At 43.7% G+C, this 19889-nt stretch carries 18 protein-coding genes and 1 riboswitch; of the genes, 12 read left to right on the forward strand and 6 right to left on the reverse strand.

All coding sequences use genetic code 11. The annotated features are described in order from the left end of the window. Positions 1-35 precede the first annotated feature (35 nt). Entirely contained in the window at positions 36-1262 is a 1227-nt protein-coding gene (locus M3636_RS05860) for a glucose-1-phosphate adenylyltransferase (protein ID WP_128101766.1), read from the reverse strand. A gap of 195 nt (positions 1263-1457) precedes the next feature. Between M3636_RS05860 and glgB the strand changes: the two genes are divergently transcribed. Together glgB and glgA are read left to right on the forward strand one after the other, a co-directional pair. Then, entirely contained in the window at positions 1458-3464 is a 2007-nt protein-coding gene (gene glgB, locus M3636_RS05865) for a 1,4-alpha-glucan branching protein GlgB (protein ID WP_251381531.1), read from the forward strand. Next, on the forward strand, positions 3461-4903 hold the full coding sequence (gene glgA / locus M3636_RS05870) for a glycogen synthase GlgA (protein WP_145410258.1): 1443 nt from the start codon (positions 3461-3463) through the stop codon (positions 4901-4903). Before glgB ends, glgA begins: the two co-directional genes overlap by 4 nt. A gap of 134 nt (positions 4904-5037) precedes the next feature. Here glgA and M3636_RS05875 read toward each other — a convergent pair whose 3' ends face one another. Both M3636_RS05875 and M3636_RS05880 read right to left on the reverse strand, forming a co-directional pair. After that, positions 5038-6786: an alpha-glycosidase gene (locus tag M3636_RS05875; RefSeq protein WP_145410256.1), complete on the reverse strand. Its 1749-nt coding sequence runs from the start codon at positions 6784-6786 to the stop codon at positions 5038-5040. A 445-nt stretch (positions 6787-7231) separates the two neighbouring features. Further along, on the reverse strand, positions 7232-8428 hold the full coding sequence (locus M3636_RS05880; protein ID WP_251381532.1) for a M20 family metallopeptidase: 1197 nt from the start codon (positions 8426-8428) through the stop codon (positions 7232-7234). Between the two features lie 253 nt (positions 8429-8681). Between M3636_RS05880 and M3636_RS05885 the strand changes: the two genes are divergently transcribed. The 3 genes from M3636_RS05885 to M3636_RS05895 all read left to right on the forward strand — a co-directional run bounded on the left by M3636_RS05885 (position 8682) and on the right by M3636_RS05895 (position 12115). After that, on the forward strand, positions 8682-10139 hold the full coding sequence (locus tag M3636_RS05885) for an ABC transporter substrate-binding protein/permease (RefSeq protein WP_251381533.1): 1458 nt from the start codon (positions 8682-8684) through the stop codon (positions 10137-10139). Continuing rightward, positions 10126-10848 carry an amino acid ABC transporter ATP-binding protein gene (locus M3636_RS05890; RefSeq protein ID WP_251381534.1) on the forward strand — a complete coding sequence of 241 codons (723 nt, stop codon included), beginning with the start codon at positions 10126-10128 and terminating at the stop codon, positions 10846-10848. Before M3636_RS05885 ends, M3636_RS05890 begins: the two co-directional genes overlap by 14 nt. 395 nt (positions 10849-11243) lie before the next feature. After that, positions 11244-11438, forward strand: a riboswitch (cyclic di-AMP (ydaO/yuaA leader). 2 nt (positions 11439-11440) lie between these two features. After that, entirely contained in the window at positions 11441-12115 is a 675-nt protein-coding gene (locus tag M3636_RS05895; protein ID WP_483311502.1) for a 3D domain-containing protein, read from the forward strand. Between the two features lie 181 nt (positions 12116-12296). Here M3636_RS05895 and M3636_RS05900 read toward each other — a convergent pair whose 3' ends face one another. Next, positions 12297-13076: a polysaccharide deacetylase family protein gene (locus M3636_RS05900; RefSeq protein ID WP_128101773.1), complete on the reverse strand. Its 780-nt coding sequence runs from the start codon at positions 13074-13076 to the stop codon at positions 12297-12299. A 155-nt stretch (positions 13077-13231) separates the two neighbouring features. On the opposite strand from M3636_RS05900, the gene lpdD reads away from it, so the two are divergent. From lpdD to M3636_RS05925, 5 genes are all read left to right on the forward strand, one after another. After that, a complete protein-coding gene (lpdD, locus tag M3636_RS05905; RefSeq protein ID WP_128101774.1) occupies positions 13232-13576 on the forward strand; it encodes a prenylated flavin chaperone LpdD in 345 nt (114 codons plus the stop codon). Positions 13577-13694: 118 nt separating this feature from the next. After that, the gene (locus tag M3636_RS05910) at positions 13695-14366 is read left to right on the forward strand and encodes a PspA/IM30 family protein (protein WP_128101775.1); all 672 of its coding nucleotides are present in this window, start codon (positions 13695-13697) and stop codon (positions 14364-14366) included. 95 nt (positions 14367-14461) lie between these two features. Beyond that, positions 14462-14863, forward strand: coding sequence for a DUF350 domain-containing protein (locus M3636_RS05915; protein ID WP_056690140.1), 402 nt, complete (start codon positions 14462-14464; stop codon positions 14861-14863). Positions 14864-14912: 49 nt separating this feature from the next. Continuing rightward, positions 14913-15419 carry a DUF4178 domain-containing protein gene (locus tag M3636_RS05920; RefSeq protein WP_128101776.1) on the forward strand — a complete coding sequence of 169 codons (507 nt, stop codon included), beginning with the start codon at positions 14913-14915 and terminating at the stop codon, positions 15417-15419. 11 nt (positions 15420-15430) lie between these two features. Further along, positions 15431-16165, forward strand: a complete 735-nt coding sequence (locus tag M3636_RS05925; RefSeq protein ID WP_251381535.1) for a DUF4247 domain-containing protein — start codon at positions 15431-15433, stop codon at positions 16163-16165. Positions 16166-16283: 118 nt separating this feature from the next. Here M3636_RS05925 and M3636_RS05930 read toward each other — a convergent pair whose 3' ends face one another. Next, a complete protein-coding gene (locus M3636_RS05930; protein ID WP_483311503.1) occupies positions 16284-16589 on the reverse strand; it encodes an HNH endonuclease in 306 nt (101 codons plus the stop codon). Positions 16590-16752: 163 nt separating this feature from the next. Here M3636_RS05930 and M3636_RS05935 point away from each other — a divergent pair, with 163 nt between their 5' ends. Both M3636_RS05935 and mobB read left to right on the forward strand, forming a co-directional pair. After that, the gene (locus M3636_RS05935) at positions 16753-18021 is read left to right on the forward strand and encodes a molybdopterin molybdotransferase MoeA (protein ID WP_251382495.1); all 1269 of its coding nucleotides are present in this window, start codon (positions 16753-16755) and stop codon (positions 18019-18021) included. Between the two features lie 3 nt (positions 18022-18024). Beyond that, positions 18025-18552: a molybdopterin-guanine dinucleotide biosynthesis protein B gene (gene mobB, locus M3636_RS05940; RefSeq protein ID WP_251381536.1), complete on the forward strand. Its 528-nt coding sequence runs from the start codon at positions 18025-18027 to the stop codon at positions 18550-18552. 134 nt (positions 18553-18686) lie between these two features. Here mobB and xerS read toward each other — a convergent pair whose 3' ends face one another. Next, positions 18687-19781 (reverse strand): tyrosine recombinase XerS, encoded by a 1095-nt coding sequence (xerS, locus tag M3636_RS05945; RefSeq protein ID WP_260866115.1) that lies wholly within the window; start codon positions 19779-19781, stop codon positions 18687-18689. Positions 19782-19889: the final 108 nt, after the last annotated feature.

The raw sequence follows: 19889 nt of genomic DNA on the forward strand, positions 1-19889 counted from the left end.
TGGATTCCTGAGGAATCCACCTTTTTATATCTGTCTTATGAGGACAACTCTCCGGCACGTAAGCGGCCTGTTTTTTCGTAAACTTCTTTAAATATACGAGTAGGTTGAGTACGTACAGCCGGTTTAGCGGCTACAACTTCATAAGGTCCAACAACCATAATCTCATCCGCAGTGCCTTTAACGATCGCACCATCTTTAATAATGGCACCTTCCCCGATAATTGCACGTTCAATGTGAACTCCACGTCCGATGCGAGCATTCGGCATCACCACGCTGTCAAGAACTTCAGATCCTTTGCCAACCTCAGCTCCGCAGAAAATGACGGAACGATCTGCGTGACCTTCAATGGCGCAAGAATCATGAATTAAGGAGGAGAGATGCTCGATCCGGCTATTACGAGCTTTGTACACAGTTGGTTTTGTTCTCCACTCGCGTGTGAACATTGGCCAGTGATCTTTTTGCAGACTCCAATTCTCTTCGTTATGGAGCAGATCCATGTGAGCATCCCACAAGCTTTTCACCGTGCCAACATCTTTCCAGTAGCCATCAAAGTTATACACGTAAAGCGGATTATTCTCATTCAACATCTGTGGAATAACGTCTTTACCAAAATCATGGCTAGATTGTTCGTTTGCCGCGTCAATTAGCAGATGACGTTTCAGATACTCCCACTTAAACACATAGATACCCATAGAAGCCAGGTTGCTTTTTGGTTCAGCAGGCTTTTCTGCAAATTCAGTGACACGTAAATTCTCATCGGCAGCCATAATACCGAATCGATGTGCTTCCTCCCATGGGACTTCCATGACAGAAATGGTTGCCGCTGCACCATTTGCAATGTGAGCATCCAACATTTCGCGATAATTCATATGGTAAATATGATCACCCGACAAAATCAGCACATTTTCGGGGTTTTGTTTGTCAATATAGTCAAAATTTTTATAAATGGCATCCGCCGTTCCCAAGTATTCGTCATTTCCTGTATGATAAGATGGAAGCAGGGATATTCCTGCATCAACCGTATTACCCATTCTCCAAGGTTCTCCTTCACCAATATGATCGTGCAAAGAGTCAGCTTGGTACTGCGTAAGCACACCTACAGTGTCGATGCCTGAATTAACGCAGTTGCTGAGAGGAAAATCGATAATACGGTAGTGCCCGCCAAACGGTACAGCGGGTTTTGCGATACTTGAAGTTAAGGGGGCTAATCTTTTACCCTCTCCTCCCGCCAACAGCATAGCGATGCAATCTTTATTAAACATGATCGTTTCCCTCCCAAGATATTTTTCTAGTGTAGTAGATACATAAACGCAAGGTGGAGCCATTGAAACGATATATACTGTAAAAATTCTGAAAATATACAACATTTTTTTAAACGCGTCATTTTTCTTTTCAAGTTGGCTAGAATGGGGTAATGGTTGCTGTTATGACTATTTTCTTAGGAAGAAGGTGATCTCTTGGCTATTCAACCATTGACAAGTCCGGTTATTTCACCGGAGGATATTTATTTGTTTCATGAAGGAAGCCTTCATCACAGTTATCGTATTTTAGGTGCACAGCCTGCGACCGTGGATCGCCGTCAGGGGTACCAATTTACCGTATGGGCTCCGAATGCCAAAGAAGTAGGGCTGGCTCTAGATCGTAATGGATGGAACGGTCAACAGGATCCTCTATATAAGATACCCGATTCTGGATTTTGGACTCGTTTTTTTCCTGAAATCCATGAAGGAACTTTATACAAATTTCGTATATTAACGGAAGATGGGACGGAACTGCTTAAAGCAGATCCATACGCCTTTGAAGCTGAGGTTAGACCGCAGACCGCTTCTGTAACGAGTTCCATTCAAGGTTATAAGTGGAATGATGGCGCGTGGAGACGCAAGCAAAGAGGCGTCTACAATAAGCCTTTACATATTTATGAAATGCACATTGGAACTTGGAAGCGTAAAGACGATGGCTCGCTTTATACCTATCGAGAGATGGCTGATCTTTTAGTTCCTTACTTATTAGAAATGAAATATACCCATGTGGAAATGATGCCCCTAAGTGAGCATCCGTATGACCTTTCCTGGGGATACCAAAATACGGGTTTTTACGCCCCGACCAGCCGTTATGGACATCCGAAGGATCTGATGTATCTCGTAGATACTCTACATCAGGCAGGGATTGGTGTATTGCTTGATTGGGTTCCGGCTCATTTTGCCAAAGATGCTCATGGTCTGCGAATGTTCGATGGAACACCACTATATGAGTATTCAGACCCATTGTTAGCAGAGAAGCCGGGTTGGGGAACACTCAGTTTTGATTACTCTAAACCTGAAGTTTGTTCGTTCCTAATATCCAATGCTCTGTATTGGATGGAAATGTATCATTTTGATGGGCTACGCGTAGATGCCGTAACAAGCATGCTGAAACTTGATTTTGAAAAAGGGCCAGGTCAATTCCGTCCGAATAGGGATGGGGGATTGGAGAATCAGGAAGCTGTAGCCTTTCTCCAGCAATTGAATCAAACGGTGTTTCAATACTACCCTTATGCACTAATGATGGCTGAAGAATCAAGTGCGTGGCCACTCGTGACCTCTCCGGTCGACGTGGGAGGGTTAGGCTTTAACTACAAATGGAATATGGGCTGGATGAATGACACGCTGGATTATATCGAATCTGATTTCCATGAACGTCCATCCAAACATCATTTGCTCACATTTCCTGTCGTCTACTCCTTCTCTGAAAATTATGTGCTTCCTCTGTCCCATGATGAGGTCGTGCATGGCAAAAAGTCATTGCTGGACAAGATGCCAGGAACGTACGAGCAAAAGTTTGATGGGATGCGTGCTTTCTTAGGATACTTTATGACGTTTCCTGGTAAAAAACTGTTGTTCATGGGAGGAGAGTTTGGCCAGTTCATCGAATGGAAAGATGAAGATCAACTGGACTGGTTCTTACTAGACTATGACAGTCACCGCAACCTTCACCAATTTGAGCGGGATCTGTCTGCGCTTTACTGCAACGAGAAAGCGTTGTGGGAGCTTGATCATTCCTTAGACGGTTATGAATGGATTGCTCCGGATGATCATGCACAGAGCGTCATTTCATACGTTCGTAAAGGAAAAAAACCGGCGGATACACTCCTTGTGCTCATCAACTTTCAACCGGTCAAGCGGGAGCGTTACCGGATTGGCGTCATGCGTCCCGGTATGTATACCGAAGTTCTGAACAGTGATCATTCCGATTACGGAGGATCAGGTATACTAAATGATATGCAGTTGCCTACGGAAAAGATTCCTTTTCACGGGCATCCACATAGTCTCGAAATTGTCTTACCTCCGCTCAGCGTGGTTATTCTAAAAAAGACGACGCGCCGGAAAACGGATGAGACAGCGAACCAAGTCACTTCTGTCAGTCAGAAAACGATTGAACCTACTGTAAACACCCCGGTCAAAACAAGAAGGAGGAAAAAGGCGTGAACATTTTATTTGCTGCCGCAGAGGCACATCCATTTATCAAAACAGGAGGACTTGCTGATGTGATTGGAGCTTTGCCTCAAGCCTTGCAAAAGGCTGGGGCAGATGTTCGGGTCATTTTACCCAAATATAAAGGCATTCCTGATGAATACAAAGAGGCTATGAAACCTGTTATTGTGACTGATGTACCACTTGGCTGGCGCAGGCAATATTGCGGAATTGAAATGATGGAATATGAAGGCATCCCGGTGTACTTTGTCGACAACGAATATTATTTTGGTCGGGATGGCGTGTATGGTTATATGGATGATGGAGAACGGTTTGCATTCTTCAACCGAGCTGTGCTCGAAGTATTGCCTCTTCTGGAGTTTAAGCCCGATGTACTACATACTCATGATTGGCATGCGGGTATGATTCCTCTGTTGCTGAAGGCTCATTATGCCCATGATGCGTTTTATAGTGAGATACGAACGGTCTTTACTATACATAATTTGCTGTATCAAGGCGTATTTCCACATTCATTGTTCAGTGATTTGCTTGAACTGGATGATCGTTACTTCACGATGGATGGCGTGGAATATTACGGTAATGTGAATTTTCTAAAAGCAGGCATTGTCTATGCAGATCATGTCACTACCGTAAGCCCAACCTATGCTCAGGAAGTACAAACTTCTTATTATGGTTACGGGCTGGATGGGTTGCTTAGTTCTCTGGGAGATCGCTTCAGTGGAATCGTAAATGGAATTGATACCAACAGCTATAATCCGGCAACCGACAACAAAATTGCAGTGAAATATCGAACAAGTCTGTCCAAGAAAATGGAGAACAAAGTAGAACTGCAAAAGGAGCTCGGACTACCTGTTCGTCCAGACGTTCCTCTGATGGTTATGGTAACCCGTCTTGTCGATTCTAAAGGACTGGATCTCGTCTGCCGTGTGCTTGATGAACTGCTGTATTACGATGATATTCAGTTTGCAGTGCTCGGCACAGGAGACTCCGATTATGAGCATTGGTTCCGAGAGGCAGCCAATCGTTTCCCGCTCAAAATGTCTGCTCAGATTACATTCAATGATGGATTGTCCAGGCGGTTCTATGCAGGAAGTGATCTCTTCTTGATGCCTTCACGATTCGAGCCATGTGGCATCAGTCAGCTTCTAGCCCTTCGATATGGCAGCATTCCCCTCGTGCGCGAAACAGGTGGATTAAATGATACGGTTCAGTCTTATAACGAATTTACGGGGGAAGGGAACGGATTCTCGTTCACGAACTTTAACGCCCATGATATGATGAACACGATTCGCCGTGCTGAGGAGTTCTACAGGGATAAGGAGCATTGGAAGACGATTGTAAAAAATGCGATGAGCGGTGACTATAGCTGGGATGTCTCTGCCGAAGAATATATGGATATCTACAGGGGTATTAGTATTGCAACTGAAAAATAAAATAACTGAAGAATAACATTTAAACTTTGTCCATTTCATAAGGCGACCAAAAAATGATCCAATATGTGTAGATAGTCTACGCACATTGGATCATTTCGTTTATTACTGCACAGATGGGACTTGAATTAACGCTCTTAAAAATCAAGCAGTCGATATAAAATACGGTATCCGTAGGGATCAAGCTTGATATGCATAATACCATCGATCGGAACGACCTCTTCCTCGGTTAAAGCATCTTTCCAATCACGGGTCTCCATAGGATGTGAAAGGGTACGATTCTCTGGCGTGTTGTTCATCCAAACGGTAAAATGAAGACGTTCATCCATACGCTCGTAAACAATACAGGGGTCATGCTGATCTGCCTTTAAGAAGCGAAACCGACCTTTGCGAAGTGCTTCATTACTTTTGCGCAAATCGATCATGAGTCGGTAAAAATCGTATAGCTCCCGATCTTGCTTGGCGGGATCCCACTCCATACACTTGCGGCAATCTGGATCACCTTCACCACTTATGCCGACCTCATCTCCATAAAAAATACATGGGGTTCCAATGTAAGTGAAAAGGAAAACAACCGCAAGTTTCAGTCTTCGTTTATCTTGTCCACTTCTGGATAGCAAACGTGGGGTATCGTGGCTACATAACATATTGAAAATAACTTCATTCGTTTGCTGGGGATAACGCATAATAAGTGTCCCCATCTCGTTTGCAAAATTGTAACCATCCATCGACCCACAGAAGAATTCCAGCACTTTATCCGCAAAAGGGTAATTCATCACCGAATCGAATTGATCTCCCATGAGCCAGGTCAAGGAATCACTCCACACTTCACCTACGATATATGCGTCAGGATTAGCCGCTTTCACCACTTTACGAAAGTCACGCCAGAAATGATTATCCACTTCATTTGCGACATCCAGTCGCCATCCATCCAGTTTAATTTCTTTGATCCAATATTCAGCGACGTCGAGGAGATAAGCTTTAACTTCAGGATTAGCTGTATTGAATTTGGGCATGTTGCCATAAAATCCGAATGTGTCGTAGGAGGGGATACCATCCTTGATCTGTACGGGGAATTCATTGATGTGGAACCAGTCTGCATACTTGGAAGCTTGTCCGTGCTTTAGCACATCCTGAAAAGGGGGGAAGTCTTCACTGCAATGGTTGAATACCGCATCAAGCATAACGCGAATGCCACGGCGATGGCAGGCTTCGGCTACTTGGCTGAGCAATTCATTATCTCCAAAATGCGGATCTACTTTTTTATAATCAATGGTGTCGTATTTGTGGTAGGAGTTGGCTTGAAAGAGGGGGGTGAAGTAGATGGCGTTAACGCCTAGCTCGGTTAAATCGTGTAGATGATCCAATACACCTTGCAGGTCACCACCAAAATAATTATCCAGTTCAGGTGTGCCACCCCAAGGTTGTGTTTCTTCGGGATTCAAATCTGGATTACCATTCGCGAACCTCTCGGTCATGATTTGATAAAAGACAGCTTCCTTTGCCCATTCTGGTACCTTGAATACATCAATTTCATGAATGTAAGAGAACTCGTAATATCCTCCAGTTGGGTAGGGCGGGGTATGATGGATGCCATCGTCAGCCAAATAAATATTTTCCGAGCCTGATGTAATTCGAAATATGTAGGATACTCGCTTGAACTTTGGTTTAACCGCGATCTCCCAATAATCGAACATACTGTCCGCGGCAGCCTTCTCAAGTTGAATTTCTTTAAAGGTTCCTGACCAATTATATTTGTCACCAGTCAGTGCAGTTACATACTGTACATCATCTCTCTTGGTGCGCACACGCAGATGAATCGTAGACGGATCGTAGGCATAAGCCCATTTGTCTCGAGGAACGTGGTACAACGCTTCGAGTAGCATGACAGCACCTCCTGAAATTTTAAGATAGGGTATGTGTATATAACCAAGTTAGCGAGCGTTGAATCGTTTTTCTTGCATAATTTGTGGAAATCATGCATTATTTTCAACATTTACAATATCCTTTTCACAGCATCTCCAGGTTGGTGGTCTCTATACATACGCTACATAAAGAAAAAAGTCTACTCTTAAACTTCCTAACTAAGGGAGTGAGTAGACTCTAAGCAGTACGATTTAGTTCATCTGATTAATATTTAATTGCGTGTTCAAAAAGAGCGGTTTTCAGTACCGAGAAGATGGGATGAAGCTAGAAATGGAGTAGCGGAGCGTAGGCAAAACTACGTGAGCAACTACATTGTTTCCGAAGGAAACAAGCTTCGTAAGCATCCACTTATTTCGGCTGAATCCCATATTCGAAGCTGAGATGCCGCTCGCGCATCCTTCGTAATCAAAATTGGACTTTTTGAACAACCTCTTCAAGTTGCTTAAACTCGGACTGGATCTCTTCTAGCAATTCCGGCTGAGTTAATACATCATAAGCTGTTGTTGCAAGCGCTTTGGCACCCAGAATCATGCCGTCCAGCGCACGTTCCTGTAGAGCTAAGTCGCGGAATTCAATGGAATGCAAGGTATGAACTTCATCCACAACACGAATGTAAGGGTGAATCGCTGGACAACGAAGGGATACATTACCAATGTCCATCGAGCCATGATCATTGCCACTTACAATCTCTTCTTGTGGAATCCCGAGCTGAACTAAATTTTCGCTGAATGTGATTGATAACCGCTCGTTGGTAACCATCTCATCATAAGAAGTTTCATAGTTGGACGTGACCAGCTTACATCCAGTCTGCAATGCCGATCCTTCAGCAATTTGAATCACCCGCTCAGTAAGGACATTCAATTCTTTACGAGTTGCAGCCCGTACATAGAATTGAGCAGAAGCATAATCCGGGATAATATTCGCGGCTTGCCCACCATGATTGATTACACCATGAATTCTAACTGTGCTTTTGACTTGTTGACGGAAAGCATTAATGCCATTAAAGGTCTGGATGACGGCATCGAGTGCATTGATTCCTTCGTGCGGACTAGCAGCAGCATGAGACGATTTGCCATGGAATTCAAACTGCACAGCATCAATCGCGAGCGAGCTTCCTGATCTCTCAAAGGCATAGTAAGGGTGAGCCATAATGGCAATATCACAGTCATCGAACATGCCCGCCTCGGCCATAGGAACTTTGGCACCACGCGTCTCTTCGGCAGGTGTACCGAACACTTTAATGGTTCCTCCAACTTCATCGAGGATTGCCTTCAGACCTACAGCTGCACCGAGACTCATCATACAGATGAGGTGATGACCACAGGCATGACCAATTTCAGGTAAGGCATCATATTCGCACAATAAAGCAATGGTTGGCCCAGGTTTAGCTGCGGTGTAAGTTCCGATAAAAGCTGTATCAAGGCCGAGGATCGGTGCTTCTACTTCGAAGCCATGATACGTTAATTCTTCTTTTAAGCGAGCGGAGGCAAGATACTCTTCGTTGCCAAGTTCGGGATTTGCACCAATGTATGATGAAATTTCTTTAAAACGGGAAGCATATTGGTCAATAACCGTTAAAATGTGTGATTTAGTATGTGTCATAGTGGACTCCTTCTGCAAAAAAATAAAAATGTGAAATGATTATATCATGTTTGTTCATATTTTTCAGAAACAAGTCAAGATTTGTAAAAACAAAATGCATTGCATAATCATGCATTGTACTTTATAATGACTCAGGCATCGATATGAGGCTTAGGCATCATTTTTATGGGTAGCTATTTAGAAGCACATTATATCGAGTGAAGTAAAAACATGGACAAAGTCGTATACAAAGTATTGTAAGGGGAGAACAGGGTTGAAATTGATTAGTCGTTATACCATGATGCTGCTGACTTTTGTGCTGATGTTGACGGTTGCTGTACCAGCGGCACTCGCAAGCGGCACTACGGACAGTTCAGGCGGTAAAAAATTGGTGCTCGGCACAAGCGCCGACTTCGCGCCATATGAATTCCATAAAGTGATTAATGGAAAAGATGAAATTGTTGGATTTGATATTGAAATCGCAAAAGAAATCGCTGCTGATCTAGGAGCAGAGCTTGTCATTGAGGATATGGGATTCGACGGACTTCTTCCGGCACTCCAAAGTGGTCGTGTGGACTTAGTTATCTCAGGCATGACACCAACGGATGAGCGTAAGAAAAGCATCGATTTCTCTGATACGTATTATAAATCGAAACAAGTTATTATGATTCGCACCGAGGATACAAATAAATATCAAACGATGGCGGATCTGCAAAATGAGAAAATCGGGGTTCAAAAGGGGTCCATTCAGGAAACCATTGGACAGGGGATCTCAGGTGCCAAATTAACGGCATTGGATAAAATCTCCGATATCGTTCTGCAGTTGCAGACCAAGCGTGTAAATGCAGCGATTGTAGAAGATACCGTAGCTGCTGGTTATCTGGATGATGTCATTGGGCTTGCTCCGATTGTGGTGGACGAAGAGCAGGTCGAGGCTGCGATCGGGATTCGCAAAGGCAATACAGAATTGCTGAATGCGGTAAATAGCACGTTGGAACGTCTTAAGAGCGAAAATAGAATTGAAGAAATGGTAACGGAAGCAAGCCAATTGATGGCGGGTAAAGATACCAAAAATATTTTCCAAGTATTCTGGGAATACAAAAGCTTCTACGCTACAGGTATAGGTTACACCCTCTTGTTATCTGCACTCGGTGTATTATTCGGGGTAATCATCGGTTTGATTATCTGTATGTTCCGGATGCATGATATGGCTATTCTGCGTTGGATCGGTACAGCGTATGTTGAACTTATTCGCGGTACGCCAATGCTGGTGCAATTGATGATCATCTACTATGGATTGTCTTTAACCTTTGGAATTAACTTCTCAGCGCTACAAGCCGGTGTAATTACACTTTCCATTAATAGTGGTGCTTACCTTGCGGAGATATTCCGTGCAGGTGTTCAAGGTGTGGATCGTGGTCAATTAGAAGCTGCTCGTTCACTTGGAATGGGTAGAGGTGCAGCGATGCGCTACATTATATTGCCACAAGCGTTCAAGGCTGTCTTGCCTGCAATTGGTAATGAGTTCGTAACGATTATTAAAGAGTCCTCCATTATCTCAGTGATTGGTATGGTCGACATTATGTATCAGGCAAGTGTGGTCAAAAATATTACGTACCAAGGAATGAATCCATTCCTTATTGCAGCAGCCATTTATTTTGTAATGACCTTCATATTGTCCAAGCTGCTGGGACGACTGGAAAGGAAGTTGAATGCAAGTGATCGACGTTAGTCAATTATATAAATCCTATGGAAAAAATGAAGTGTTAAAGGGCATAGATGTAACCATTGGCAAAGGCGAGGTTGTCGTTGTCATCGGACCGTCAGGTTCGGGTAAAAGTACGTTTTTGCGTTGTCTGAACCTGCTTGAGCAGCCGACGTCAGGCGAGATCCTATTCGAAGGTGTCTCAATTACAGAACCGAAGCATAACATCAATGCTACGCGTGAGAAGATGGGGATGGTGTTTCAGCATTTCAACTTATTTCCTCACAAAACGATCCAGCAAAACATCACGATTGCTCCAATCAAAGTAAAGAAACAATCTGTGCAGGAAGCAGATCAGATTGCCGCAGGTTTGCTTAAAACGGTTGGGTTGTCTGACAAAAAAGATGCTTACCCTAACCAGTTGTCCGGTGGACAAAAACAACGTATTGCGATTGCGAGAGCACTCGCGATGCAGCCACACGTAATGTTATTTGACGAGCCAACTTCAGCACTCGATCCAGAGATGGTTGGAGAGGTGCTTGATGTCATGAAACGTTTAGCAGAGAATGGGATGACGATGGTCATTGTAACACATGAGATGGGCTTCGCTCGTGAAGTAGGAGACCGGATTTTGTTTATGGATGGCGGCGTGATTATCGAGCAAGGAACACCTGATGAAGTGTTTGGTGCACCTAAAAATGCACGTACACGTGATTTTCTTGCCAAAGTGTTATAAGACCATGTTCTAAGCTGCGAAGGTATAAAGGTAGAAATGGAGTTGCGGAACGTAGGAAAAACTACGTGAGCAACGGACATTTCGGCTGAATTCCATATTCGACGTTGAGATGCCTCAGGGCATCCTTCGTAATCAAAAGCGGACTTTTTGAACCACCTTTTAAACTAAAAGTACAAAATGGCCTTGTCGACATCATCGTTGACAGGGCTGTTTTATTTGTTCTTTTGGGAGTCATAAGCGAGAAGATTTATGAAATGAAAGGTAACTTTTTTGTCATTTATTCGTTAGAAATAAGCTAATAAAGGTACGGAAAAAGCTCCTTTTATTAACCAAAATCTCGATAATGCAAACGTACTGGTAAGATTTACTACAACTTTAGGTTACAATATTGTGATATATTGTTCCTGCCGAAACTTCTGAGGAGGAAGTGCGGGGGATGTAACGATGCAGATACGACGATTGATGATCACGTACTGCTTGGGGTGAATTAGGGCGTACATAACGATAAAGTGCATGTGATTGAACCTATAGGGTGGTTTCCTCCATCCGAATCCGACAACTAACCTCGCAGGCATAATGAGGGAGGAAGACCATGTTTAACAAGAAACGTATTGCAAAAGCAGCAACAGCATTGCTGACAGCAGCTATGCTCATTCAGGCCGTTCCAGCTTACGCTGACTCTGTTCATGTGGCCAAAGAGGGGGATACTTTCTATACCTTATCCAAACAGTATGGTGTAGGTATGGAAGCACTCATTAAAGCAAATGCGAATATTTCACCTTATAACATCTATGGTGGGCTAAAAATTACTGTACCTGGACAAGCCAACACCGTCTCAGCGGCAGCCGCTCCAGCAGCCAAAGCAGAGGCTAAAACGATCACCACAGCGAGTCTGGACGTCAATGCAGACAGCAAAGTGGTCGAAGCATGGGGCAAAACTTTTGATTACAGTAAAACGATTGAAATGAAGGCAACTGCCTATTCAGCAGATCCATCGGAGAATGGCAAATGGGGTGCAGTGGACTACTTCGGTAATCCGCTTGAGCTGGGTACAATCGCTGTAGATCCAAGTGTGATCCCGCTGGGAACGAAAGTTCTTGTGACAGGTCACACACACCCAGGACTGCCGAAACAAGCGTTTGTAGCTACGGCGCGAGATACAGGTGGTGCGATCAAAGGCAAACGCGTTGATATTTTCATTCCTGGTAGTAAACAATCCGTGAGCACATTTGGTTTTCAGGATGTAGAGCTTTACATTTTAAAATAACATATGTACCAGTAATCTAGGCGTAATCAAAAAGGGTGTCTTCCATTCACAGTCTGATGTGAGTAGAGGACGCCCTTTTTTAGTTAAACCTTGGATCAGACGATGCAGATGCAGTTATTCATCATTTGTGTTTACCGAAAGTTCATTATCGAAGTGATCTTGCAAAACGTTAATACTTAATTCACTTACTCTTCGAGATGTTTAACATTTCGTCCAATGTTACAAGACTATACCCTCGACTTCGCAGTTCCTCAATGATTTCTGGTAACGCATCAATTGTACCTTGCAGATTAGAGCCTACTCCACCACCTGCATGTTGAAGAATGATTGACCCGGGTTTAACCGCGGATAAGATGTTCTGCTTCACTTTGTCTTTGGAAAGACCTTTCCAATCGAGTGAATCCACGTTCCAGTTCACAATGCTATACTGCTGCTTTTGAGCCCACTGGAGTTGTTTTTCATTAATGTCCCCGTAAGGCGGACGAATCATTTTTGGCGTGTACCCGGTCAGATTGCGAATGATATCCCCGGTATGTAAAATTTGTTTGCGAAAATCATTCATCGTCAGCTTACTGAATTCAGGGTGACTATAGCTGTGGTTACCAATGATATGACCTTCACGAACCATGCGTTTAACCAGAGCCGGATGTTTTTCCGCTCGCTTGCCTACAATAAAAAAAGTCGCCTTGACCTTATATTTCTTCAGAATATCCAGTACTTGTGGTGTGAATCTTGGATCAGGAACATCATCAAAAGTCAGCGCAACCTGTTTCGTGGAAGGTCCATTTGTCTTGAACGTATCTGAATATTTCTGTCTAAGTTGACCTAGTGTGAGTTGCTCATCGCCCTGTGCGTCGACAGGTGTACTAGCTTGGTTCGGTTGAGCTGACAAATGAGCAGGTGCGAAAATTCCGCTCAGTAGTAGCGTGATAAATGATAATGCGATGAGGCGAATACGCATAATAGCAGCCCCCTTTTCCCAAAATGCGTTCTCTATGGTATGCCCGATATAATCTTGATTTATTCGACATGTGAGATGTTTCATTGTCAGTGACTCTAATCTTGTTCATAATTCGGACCATAACATGAGATAGAGAAAAGGATAGGTGGATTAGCATGAGTAAATATGATTTGAGTACCATTCGATTACAAGTTCTAGAAGTGGGACACGACAAAGTATTCTTGGTAACAGGTGGCGACGCACATATAGGCGCTGTAGCAACGTATTATGTAGATCACGAGCGGCTTAGTGGGGCTACGGTTCATGTTCCAGGACATAAGGAGCAGGAGCTATGTGAGAGGCTTGCACGCAAGGCGGCACATCAGTTGAAGGTTACGGTGACGGTCATAATGGGCATTCATTTTGATGCGATTACACGCATGCAGATTGATGAAATCGTGCAGACTGCAGAGAGACTCATTGATGAACATCTGCAAATAAAAGATGAAGTGAATGAATAATTTTACATGGTGAAGAAGTTTGTTATGATTTTTTTTGCTAAAATTGAAACGGGTTGAGGATTATCACGTATGTATGATTATATACAAGGATGTAATATCGACTAGGAGGAATAACATAATGTCCATTTTCAAACGTTTACGAGATCTAACGATGTCCAATATTAACTCCATCATTGATAAGGCAGAAGATCCAATTAAAATGACAGATCAGTATATCCGTGATATGCAAGAGGATTTGCAAGATGCAGAGAAGGCTGTAGCAGCACAGATTGCCATTGAGAAGAAGTTCAAGCAGCTATATGAAGAGCAAGAAGCTTTAGTGAAGAAACGCGAAGAGCAAGCGCATACTGCAGCACGTGCACAAAATATGGACTTGGCTCGCCGAGCGCTTGAAGAGAAGAAAACAGCTGAAGAAAAAATGGCTGAATACAAAACAAGCTATGATCAGAACAAAGCTTCCGCTGACAATCTGCGTGGTAAGTTAGACGAGATGCGCAAGCAGTTAACTGAGATGAAAAACAAACGTGAGACGTTGGTTGCTCGTTATAACGCAGCGAAGGCTCAAACTGAAATCAACAAAGCTCTAAATGGATTCAGTTCCGACACAGCAAGCGCTGGAATGAAGCGTATGGAAGAAAAAATGATGCAAATGGAAGCACAAGCTGAAGCAAGCAACGAAATGTCCTCCAAAGGAAAATCCCTGGATGATGAATTCGAGAAGCTTGGTAAAGATCAGGCGGTTGAAGATGAACTAGCTGCATTGATGAAGCAGTACGAGAACAAGAACTAACGGTTGTGATGAAGTAAGAAAACTAGCGGAGAAGAGACATGTGTTTCTTCTTCGCTTTTAAATGCGGTTCATGTTGAAATTTGGGGGCTGTTGAAATGGATTTGAACATTTTGGCAATGCTGGTCTGGACGTTATCGGGTTCGGTTTTGCTGTTTGTCTTGATGTATGTGGATTCATTGTTTACGAAATACAAGGATTTTGCTGAAGTAAAAGCAGGTAATATGGCTGTAACCACCCGGATGGTTATGAAGCTTTTTGCCCAAGGTTATGTACTTGCGACCTCAATCTCGACCGCAGGACATCTTGGTGAGGCTTTGCTCGTATCTGTTGTTTCCTTTATTATTTTGCTCATTCTGGAGAACGGCGTGCATTATGTTATCCGTACAAGAGCCAATCTAGATCTGGATACAGGGATTCAGCAAGGGAAGACGGGATACGGTCTCTTCTCAGGTGCATTGCATATTGTAGGCGCATTAATCATTGCAGCTTGCTTATAAATGGAGAGTTAACCAACCTCTAGAAGATATAGAACGGGAGTTAATGGGCATGAGTGTATGGAAACGGATTAAAGGAATACTAGCTAAACCCGAACCGCCTCGGGCAGAGAAGACGATGTTACAGCTTGCACCTGGTGATATCTGTGAAGTCTCTCTTGTAACATATGAGGTTGTTGGGCGGGTACATCATCGTTCAAGAAATGCTGTCGTATTAACATTGCAGGATGGTACAGCTTTCAGACATTTGCACATTGAAGAACGTGAATTGACGCGTTATGCTCTCTACACACCTATTGATGGTCGTTTAGATACGCCTGATGAGGTGCCAACCTTATTAGATCTAGATGGACGCGCATACCACCTGGAGGAAGAATATGGAGGTATGGTGACGACTGCAGGCAGAACACCGTATGGTCAGGCAGGAGAGCAGCTCGTGTGGCAGTATCAGTCTGATGATCACAAGCTACTTCGTGTGGAGTGGCAAGACAGACGTTTTACACTTTATGAGGGTGAGGTTATCCTTCCTGCGGATATCAAAGTGATTCGTTCGAGCTAGGAGAGGTTCCCATGAAAAAACGCATGGCACATGGTTTAAAATTAATGTTTGTTCTTAGCCTTGTGATGTCACTGTTGTCCGCATGCGGTGCACCAACCGTACAGGACACCTATCCACTTGAATCTGTGAGTGGTAGCGGTAACACCACATCCTATGTATACCGGGCTGCTGAGCGTACCGTTCCAGAGGTTGCCCAGGAATTGTCTGAGCAGCGTCAGCCAGATCAGATTTCGGCTGAGAGTACCGAGCGGATGTTCCTGGTGTATCAGGATCAATATTACCATTTACAGCAGGATCCCGATAAAGCGGAAGACACGTTAATTGAAGTCGATTCCAAAGAATACGTTCGTCAGAACTACGATTCTTCCTTTTTACAGGGATATTTAACCGCTACGTTAATCGGAAATTTGTTTGATTCCTTTGGTGGTGGCGGAAACGGGAAATATCGTGGATATACAAACAAAGATACGTACAAACCAAGCGGAGGTACATATCGCGCTCCTACAAGTAATGACAAAAAGCTTGCTCCACCGATTACCGTGGATCGCAAAGGTTCAATTACTAGGCGTGGAGGCGATACGGATACCAGTGTAGGTTCTGGTGGAGGTTTGTTTAGTCGTAAGAAGGAACCAAGTTCAGGTAAGATTGATCGCGGTAAAAGTGGCGGATTATTCGACTCACCCAAAAGCTCTTACAAAAAGCCAAAAACGAGGGTGGGCGGAGGCCGAATCATGAGGCGAAGATAGCAATGACTTTTCTAATTATTACATTGTAGTTCATAAAAAGAACAGCGAAGAGGTAAGTGGAGTAGAAATATAATCCACTATAACAATTAACCTCGGACGCTGTTCTTTTTTTATTGTTTCAGGATTTACGAACATGATTTGATTTGCGAATTCGTGGGATCGTTGTTGCGGGTTGTTTGCGAATCCAGCGAATAAAAGGAGCCATACGTTCATGCTCTCGAAGGGCCTGAAGCGTAGTTAATCCCAGTGTCATAATATCGCGGTTCGTGTAGAGGGAATGAATTTGTTTGTGGCAAGCAATACACAGGTTCGCGGTAGGCATCAAACTGCCACCCATCTGCTTGGGCGTAAGATGATGTACGGTTGTCTCCACAGGCTCTCTACCACATAATTCACATCGATCATTCACATGGAATTCCTCCATTTCTTCAGCATATTATGGTCAATCCATGAACAAATCATGTTATATCCGTTACAGAATAGGGATAACGCTTGTCACCTTATGACTTTCAAGCTACACTTTTAGTCATAGAGATTGCTCATTAGGAGGCTCGACTGCATTGAAATTAAACCCGCATACTGATGATATGACAAATGCTAAATTCAATCGAACGGCTGTACAGGTTCCCGATGCTCAAGCTAGAATTGCTGCCCATGTAAGACCAGGCACCGTAGAGAAAGTGTCATTAGAATCGGCACATGGACGCACGCTTGCAGAGAAGATCGTTGCACCACATCCGTATCCATTCTTCCGCAGATCAGGAATGGACGGCTATGCTATTGTAAGCAGCGACACGCTGCATGCTAGCAGTGAACAGCAAATCTGGCTTCGTGTTGTAGATGAAATTCCTTGTGGGTATACATCGGATCAGACGATAACATCAGGTACAACGGCACGAATTATGACCGGTGCACAGGTACCAGAAGGCGCAGACGCTGTTGTTATGCTTGAGATGACCGAGAGCAAAACAGAGAATGGCGAGCAATGGATTGGCTTGAAACGTCATGTGCAGGCAAAGGCTAATATTACGCCAATTGGTCTAGAAGTAGAAGAAGGCCAGTTGCTGTTGGATACAGGTACGCTGATCCAAGCAGGTGAACAATCCGTATTGGCTACATTTGGTGTAGCTGAAGTGCCTGTATTTCGACGTCCGAAGGTGGCAATCTTCGCAACAGGGACAGAATTACTAGCATTGGACGAGCCATTGCAGCCTGGACGAATCCGTAACAGTAATAGTTATTTACTGCGTTCACTCGTTGTTGAGGCAGGTGGTGAGCCCATCATGTATGGCTCCATTGCAGATGATATTGAAACCGCACGTAAGACACTCGCAGAAGCAGTTAAGCACAACGATATAGTGGTTACAACAGGCGGCGTGTCTGTAGGTGACTATGATATTATGGGAGATCTGGTTCGTGAAGACGACATGGAAATGCTATTTAACAAAGTAACCATGAGACCAGGCAGTGTTACAACCGCAGCCATCGTGGATCAGAAAAACCTATTTGCATTATCAGGCAATCCCGGAGCATGTTTTGTCGGATTTAACTTATTTGTGCGGCCTACACTTCGTATGATGCAGAATGATCCTCATCCTTATTTGCAAGAATGGACAGCGATCTTGGATGAAGGGTATACGAAGGTAAATAACTATACCCGTTTTGTGCGGGGACGAATAGAAGTTCGGAATGGTGAAGTTCACGCATTGCCGGCAGCAGCACGGGTTGATGAATCTAGTGTGATGATCACAATCAAGGATAGTGAATGTTTAATTATTATTCCGCCAGATAAGAAGGGCGTTCCTGCGGGTGAGCTTGTGCGGATTCTTAAGCTCCCTACAGGTCTTGTGAGATAGGATATGTCAGATATCCAAACAAACAAGCCTCATATTGTACAGATCGTGGGATATAAAAACTCAGGTAAAAGTACGCTAACGGCGGCGTTGACTAAACAACTGACTCTTCTTGGACGGCGTGTCGCTGTCATTAAACATGATGGACATGATCACTTTCAGATGGATCATGAGGGAACGGATTCATTTAACTTCACTTCGAACGGAGCTTCGGCTATCGTTGTCATGTCTGCCACGCGGACGGCGATCATTGAACAACGAGCTACAGAGCTTCGTGACATGATTGAATATCTATCCGAATATGACTGGATTCTGATTGAAGGCCACAAACAAGCTGCATATCCCAAGCTTCTGATGATCCGAGAAACAGAAGATCTCTCATTGTACGAACAATTACAGGGAATCTTAGCTGTGGTGACAAGGGTACCCCTAATGGGACGTGAAGATGTTACCTGTGAGCAGTTAGTTTGGCACGATATACAGGAGACAGAGCATATCGGGAACTGGCTTGTGCAACGTATAGAGGGGATCTAAGTTCGACCGTGTTGAGTTAGATTTGGAAGTGTTGTATAGGCTCTAATATGCAAAAATAATAGAGCAATCGATCCTAAGAATTGAGATCTTGGGATCAATCGCTCTATTATTATTTTGCCATAGATCATGCTAGTTTAAGACCCGGTGCCTTCACTACGACGTTCAATCGCTTCGGACATCGTTTTGTCGGTGAGATGGGCATAAATTTCAGTGGTCTCAGTAGAAGCATGCCCAAGTTGTTCTTTTGTTTTGTATATATCATTCTGCAAATAATAATCGGTGGCAAAGGAATGGCGTAGCTTATGTACGGTCAAATAAGGTTTGCCAAACCGCTTAGCGTATTTCATAATCATCGCTTGTATCGCGCGCTTCGTCATTCGACTTCCCTCAGATTCCCCATTGCGTAGAGCAATGAACAAAGCCTTTTCCCGTTTCGGTGTACGGTACCTTGTCTGTCTAAGGTTGGTATAGATGGCAAGCTCATCTTTGGCCTGTTCTCTGAAGTAGACAGGAGTCTTGTACGTTTCGTCATTGTTACCTTTGCGGTAAACATATAACAGCTTGTTATTTAGATCAAGATCATCCAAGTTCAGATTAACTATTTCGGATACCCGCAAGCCTGAGTTCAAGATGAGGCTGGCAATACAGGCATCTCGTTCTTTGTTCAGCTCATGTGAGTATAGCGCTTGTTTATTCTTCTCCACATCCACCGCATAACCTTCCAAAATGTATCCGATGAATTCCAGCAATTCTTCATCTTCGAGAATTTTACCTTTTAGCTTGGCGGCAGTATCCTTTGGTTTATGTGTGCGTTTAATTTCAATTTTGGCCATAATGTTGCGTTTGAGCAGGGGGTAGAAATCTTCATCTTCGGCAATTTGGCTTAAGTAGTGAAAGAGTGAACGTAGGGATGATAATTTTCGGGATACCGTAATTCTGGAATTAGCTCCCTCACGCTTGGTTGTAAGGAACAACCGATAAGCGGTTACGGAATCCATTCGGAGCACTTCTAGCTCTAACAAAGTAACCTCTGTGTTGGTGCTAGCTGCAGACAAGCCTTCCGCACGGAGCCAGCTAAAGAACGTATCATAGTCTCGCAGATACTCCAGCAAGGTGGAGGGAGAGAGATCTGGTAGTTTATAGTCAATGAATTGCTGAACAAACCAGGGCATGGTAGGTAGCTTCTCATCCAGTTTGCGTCGGTCAATTTCTTTTTGAACATTAGTCAATGTTGGCACCTCCAAGATAAAGCATTTCTCAAGATAGTCTATGCTTAAGTGTACCATAATTTACATGGTCACAGCCTGTTCACGAACGTAGTGTAGGCTGGTTCCTCA

The sequence above is a fragment of the Paenibacillus sp. MER 99-2 genome (assembly GCF_023714095.1).
In the GTDB taxonomy this organism is placed as follows: domain Bacteria; phylum Bacillota; class Bacilli; order Paenibacillales; family Paenibacillaceae; genus Paenibacillus.

Coding starts and splice junctions, on each gene's coding strand:
- M3636_RS05910 (WP_128101775.1), top strand. CDS start 13,695: ATGTCCATTTTCAAACGTTTACGAGATCTAACGATGTCCAATATTAAC.
- M3636_RS05935 (WP_251382495.1), top strand. CDS start 16,753: ATGACAAATGCTAAATTCAATCGAACGGCTGTACAGGTTCCCGATGCT.
- lpdD (WP_128101774.1), top strand. CDS start 13,232: ATGAGTAAATATGATTTGAGTACCATTCGATTACAAGTTCTAGAAGTG.
- M3636_RS05930 (WP_483311503.1), bottom strand. CDS start 16,589: ATGGAGGAATTCCATGTGAATGATCGATGTGAATTATGTGGTAGAGAG.
- M3636_RS05920 (WP_128101776.1), top strand. CDS start 14,913: ATGAGTGTATGGAAACGGATTAAAGGAATACTAGCTAAACCCGAACCG.
- M3636_RS05915 (WP_056690140.1), top strand. CDS start 14,462: ATGGATTTGAACATTTTGGCAATGCTGGTCTGGACGTTATCGGGTTCG.
- M3636_RS05880 (WP_251381532.1), bottom strand. CDS start 8,428: ATGACACATACTAAATCACACATTTTAACGGTTATTGACCAATATGCT.
- M3636_RS05900 (WP_128101773.1), bottom strand. CDS start 13,076: ATGCGTATTCGCCTCATCGCATTATCATTTATCACGCTACTACTGAGC.
- M3636_RS05860 (WP_128101766.1), bottom strand. CDS start 1,262: ATGTTTAATAAAGATTGCATCGCTATGCTGTTGGCGGGAGGAGAGGGT.
- M3636_RS05875 (WP_145410256.1), bottom strand. CDS start 6,786: ATGCTACTCGAAGCGTTGTACCACGTTCCTCGAGACAAATGGGCTTAT.
- M3636_RS05925 (WP_251381535.1), top strand. CDS start 15,431: ATGAAAAAACGCATGGCACATGGTTTAAAATTAATGTTTGTTCTTAGC.
- M3636_RS05895 (WP_483311502.1), top strand. CDS start 11,441: ATGTTTAACAAGAAACGTATTGCAAAAGCAGCAACAGCATTGCTGACA.
- mobB (WP_251381536.1), top strand. CDS start 18,025: ATGTCAGATATCCAAACAAACAAGCCTCATATTGTACAGATCGTGGGA.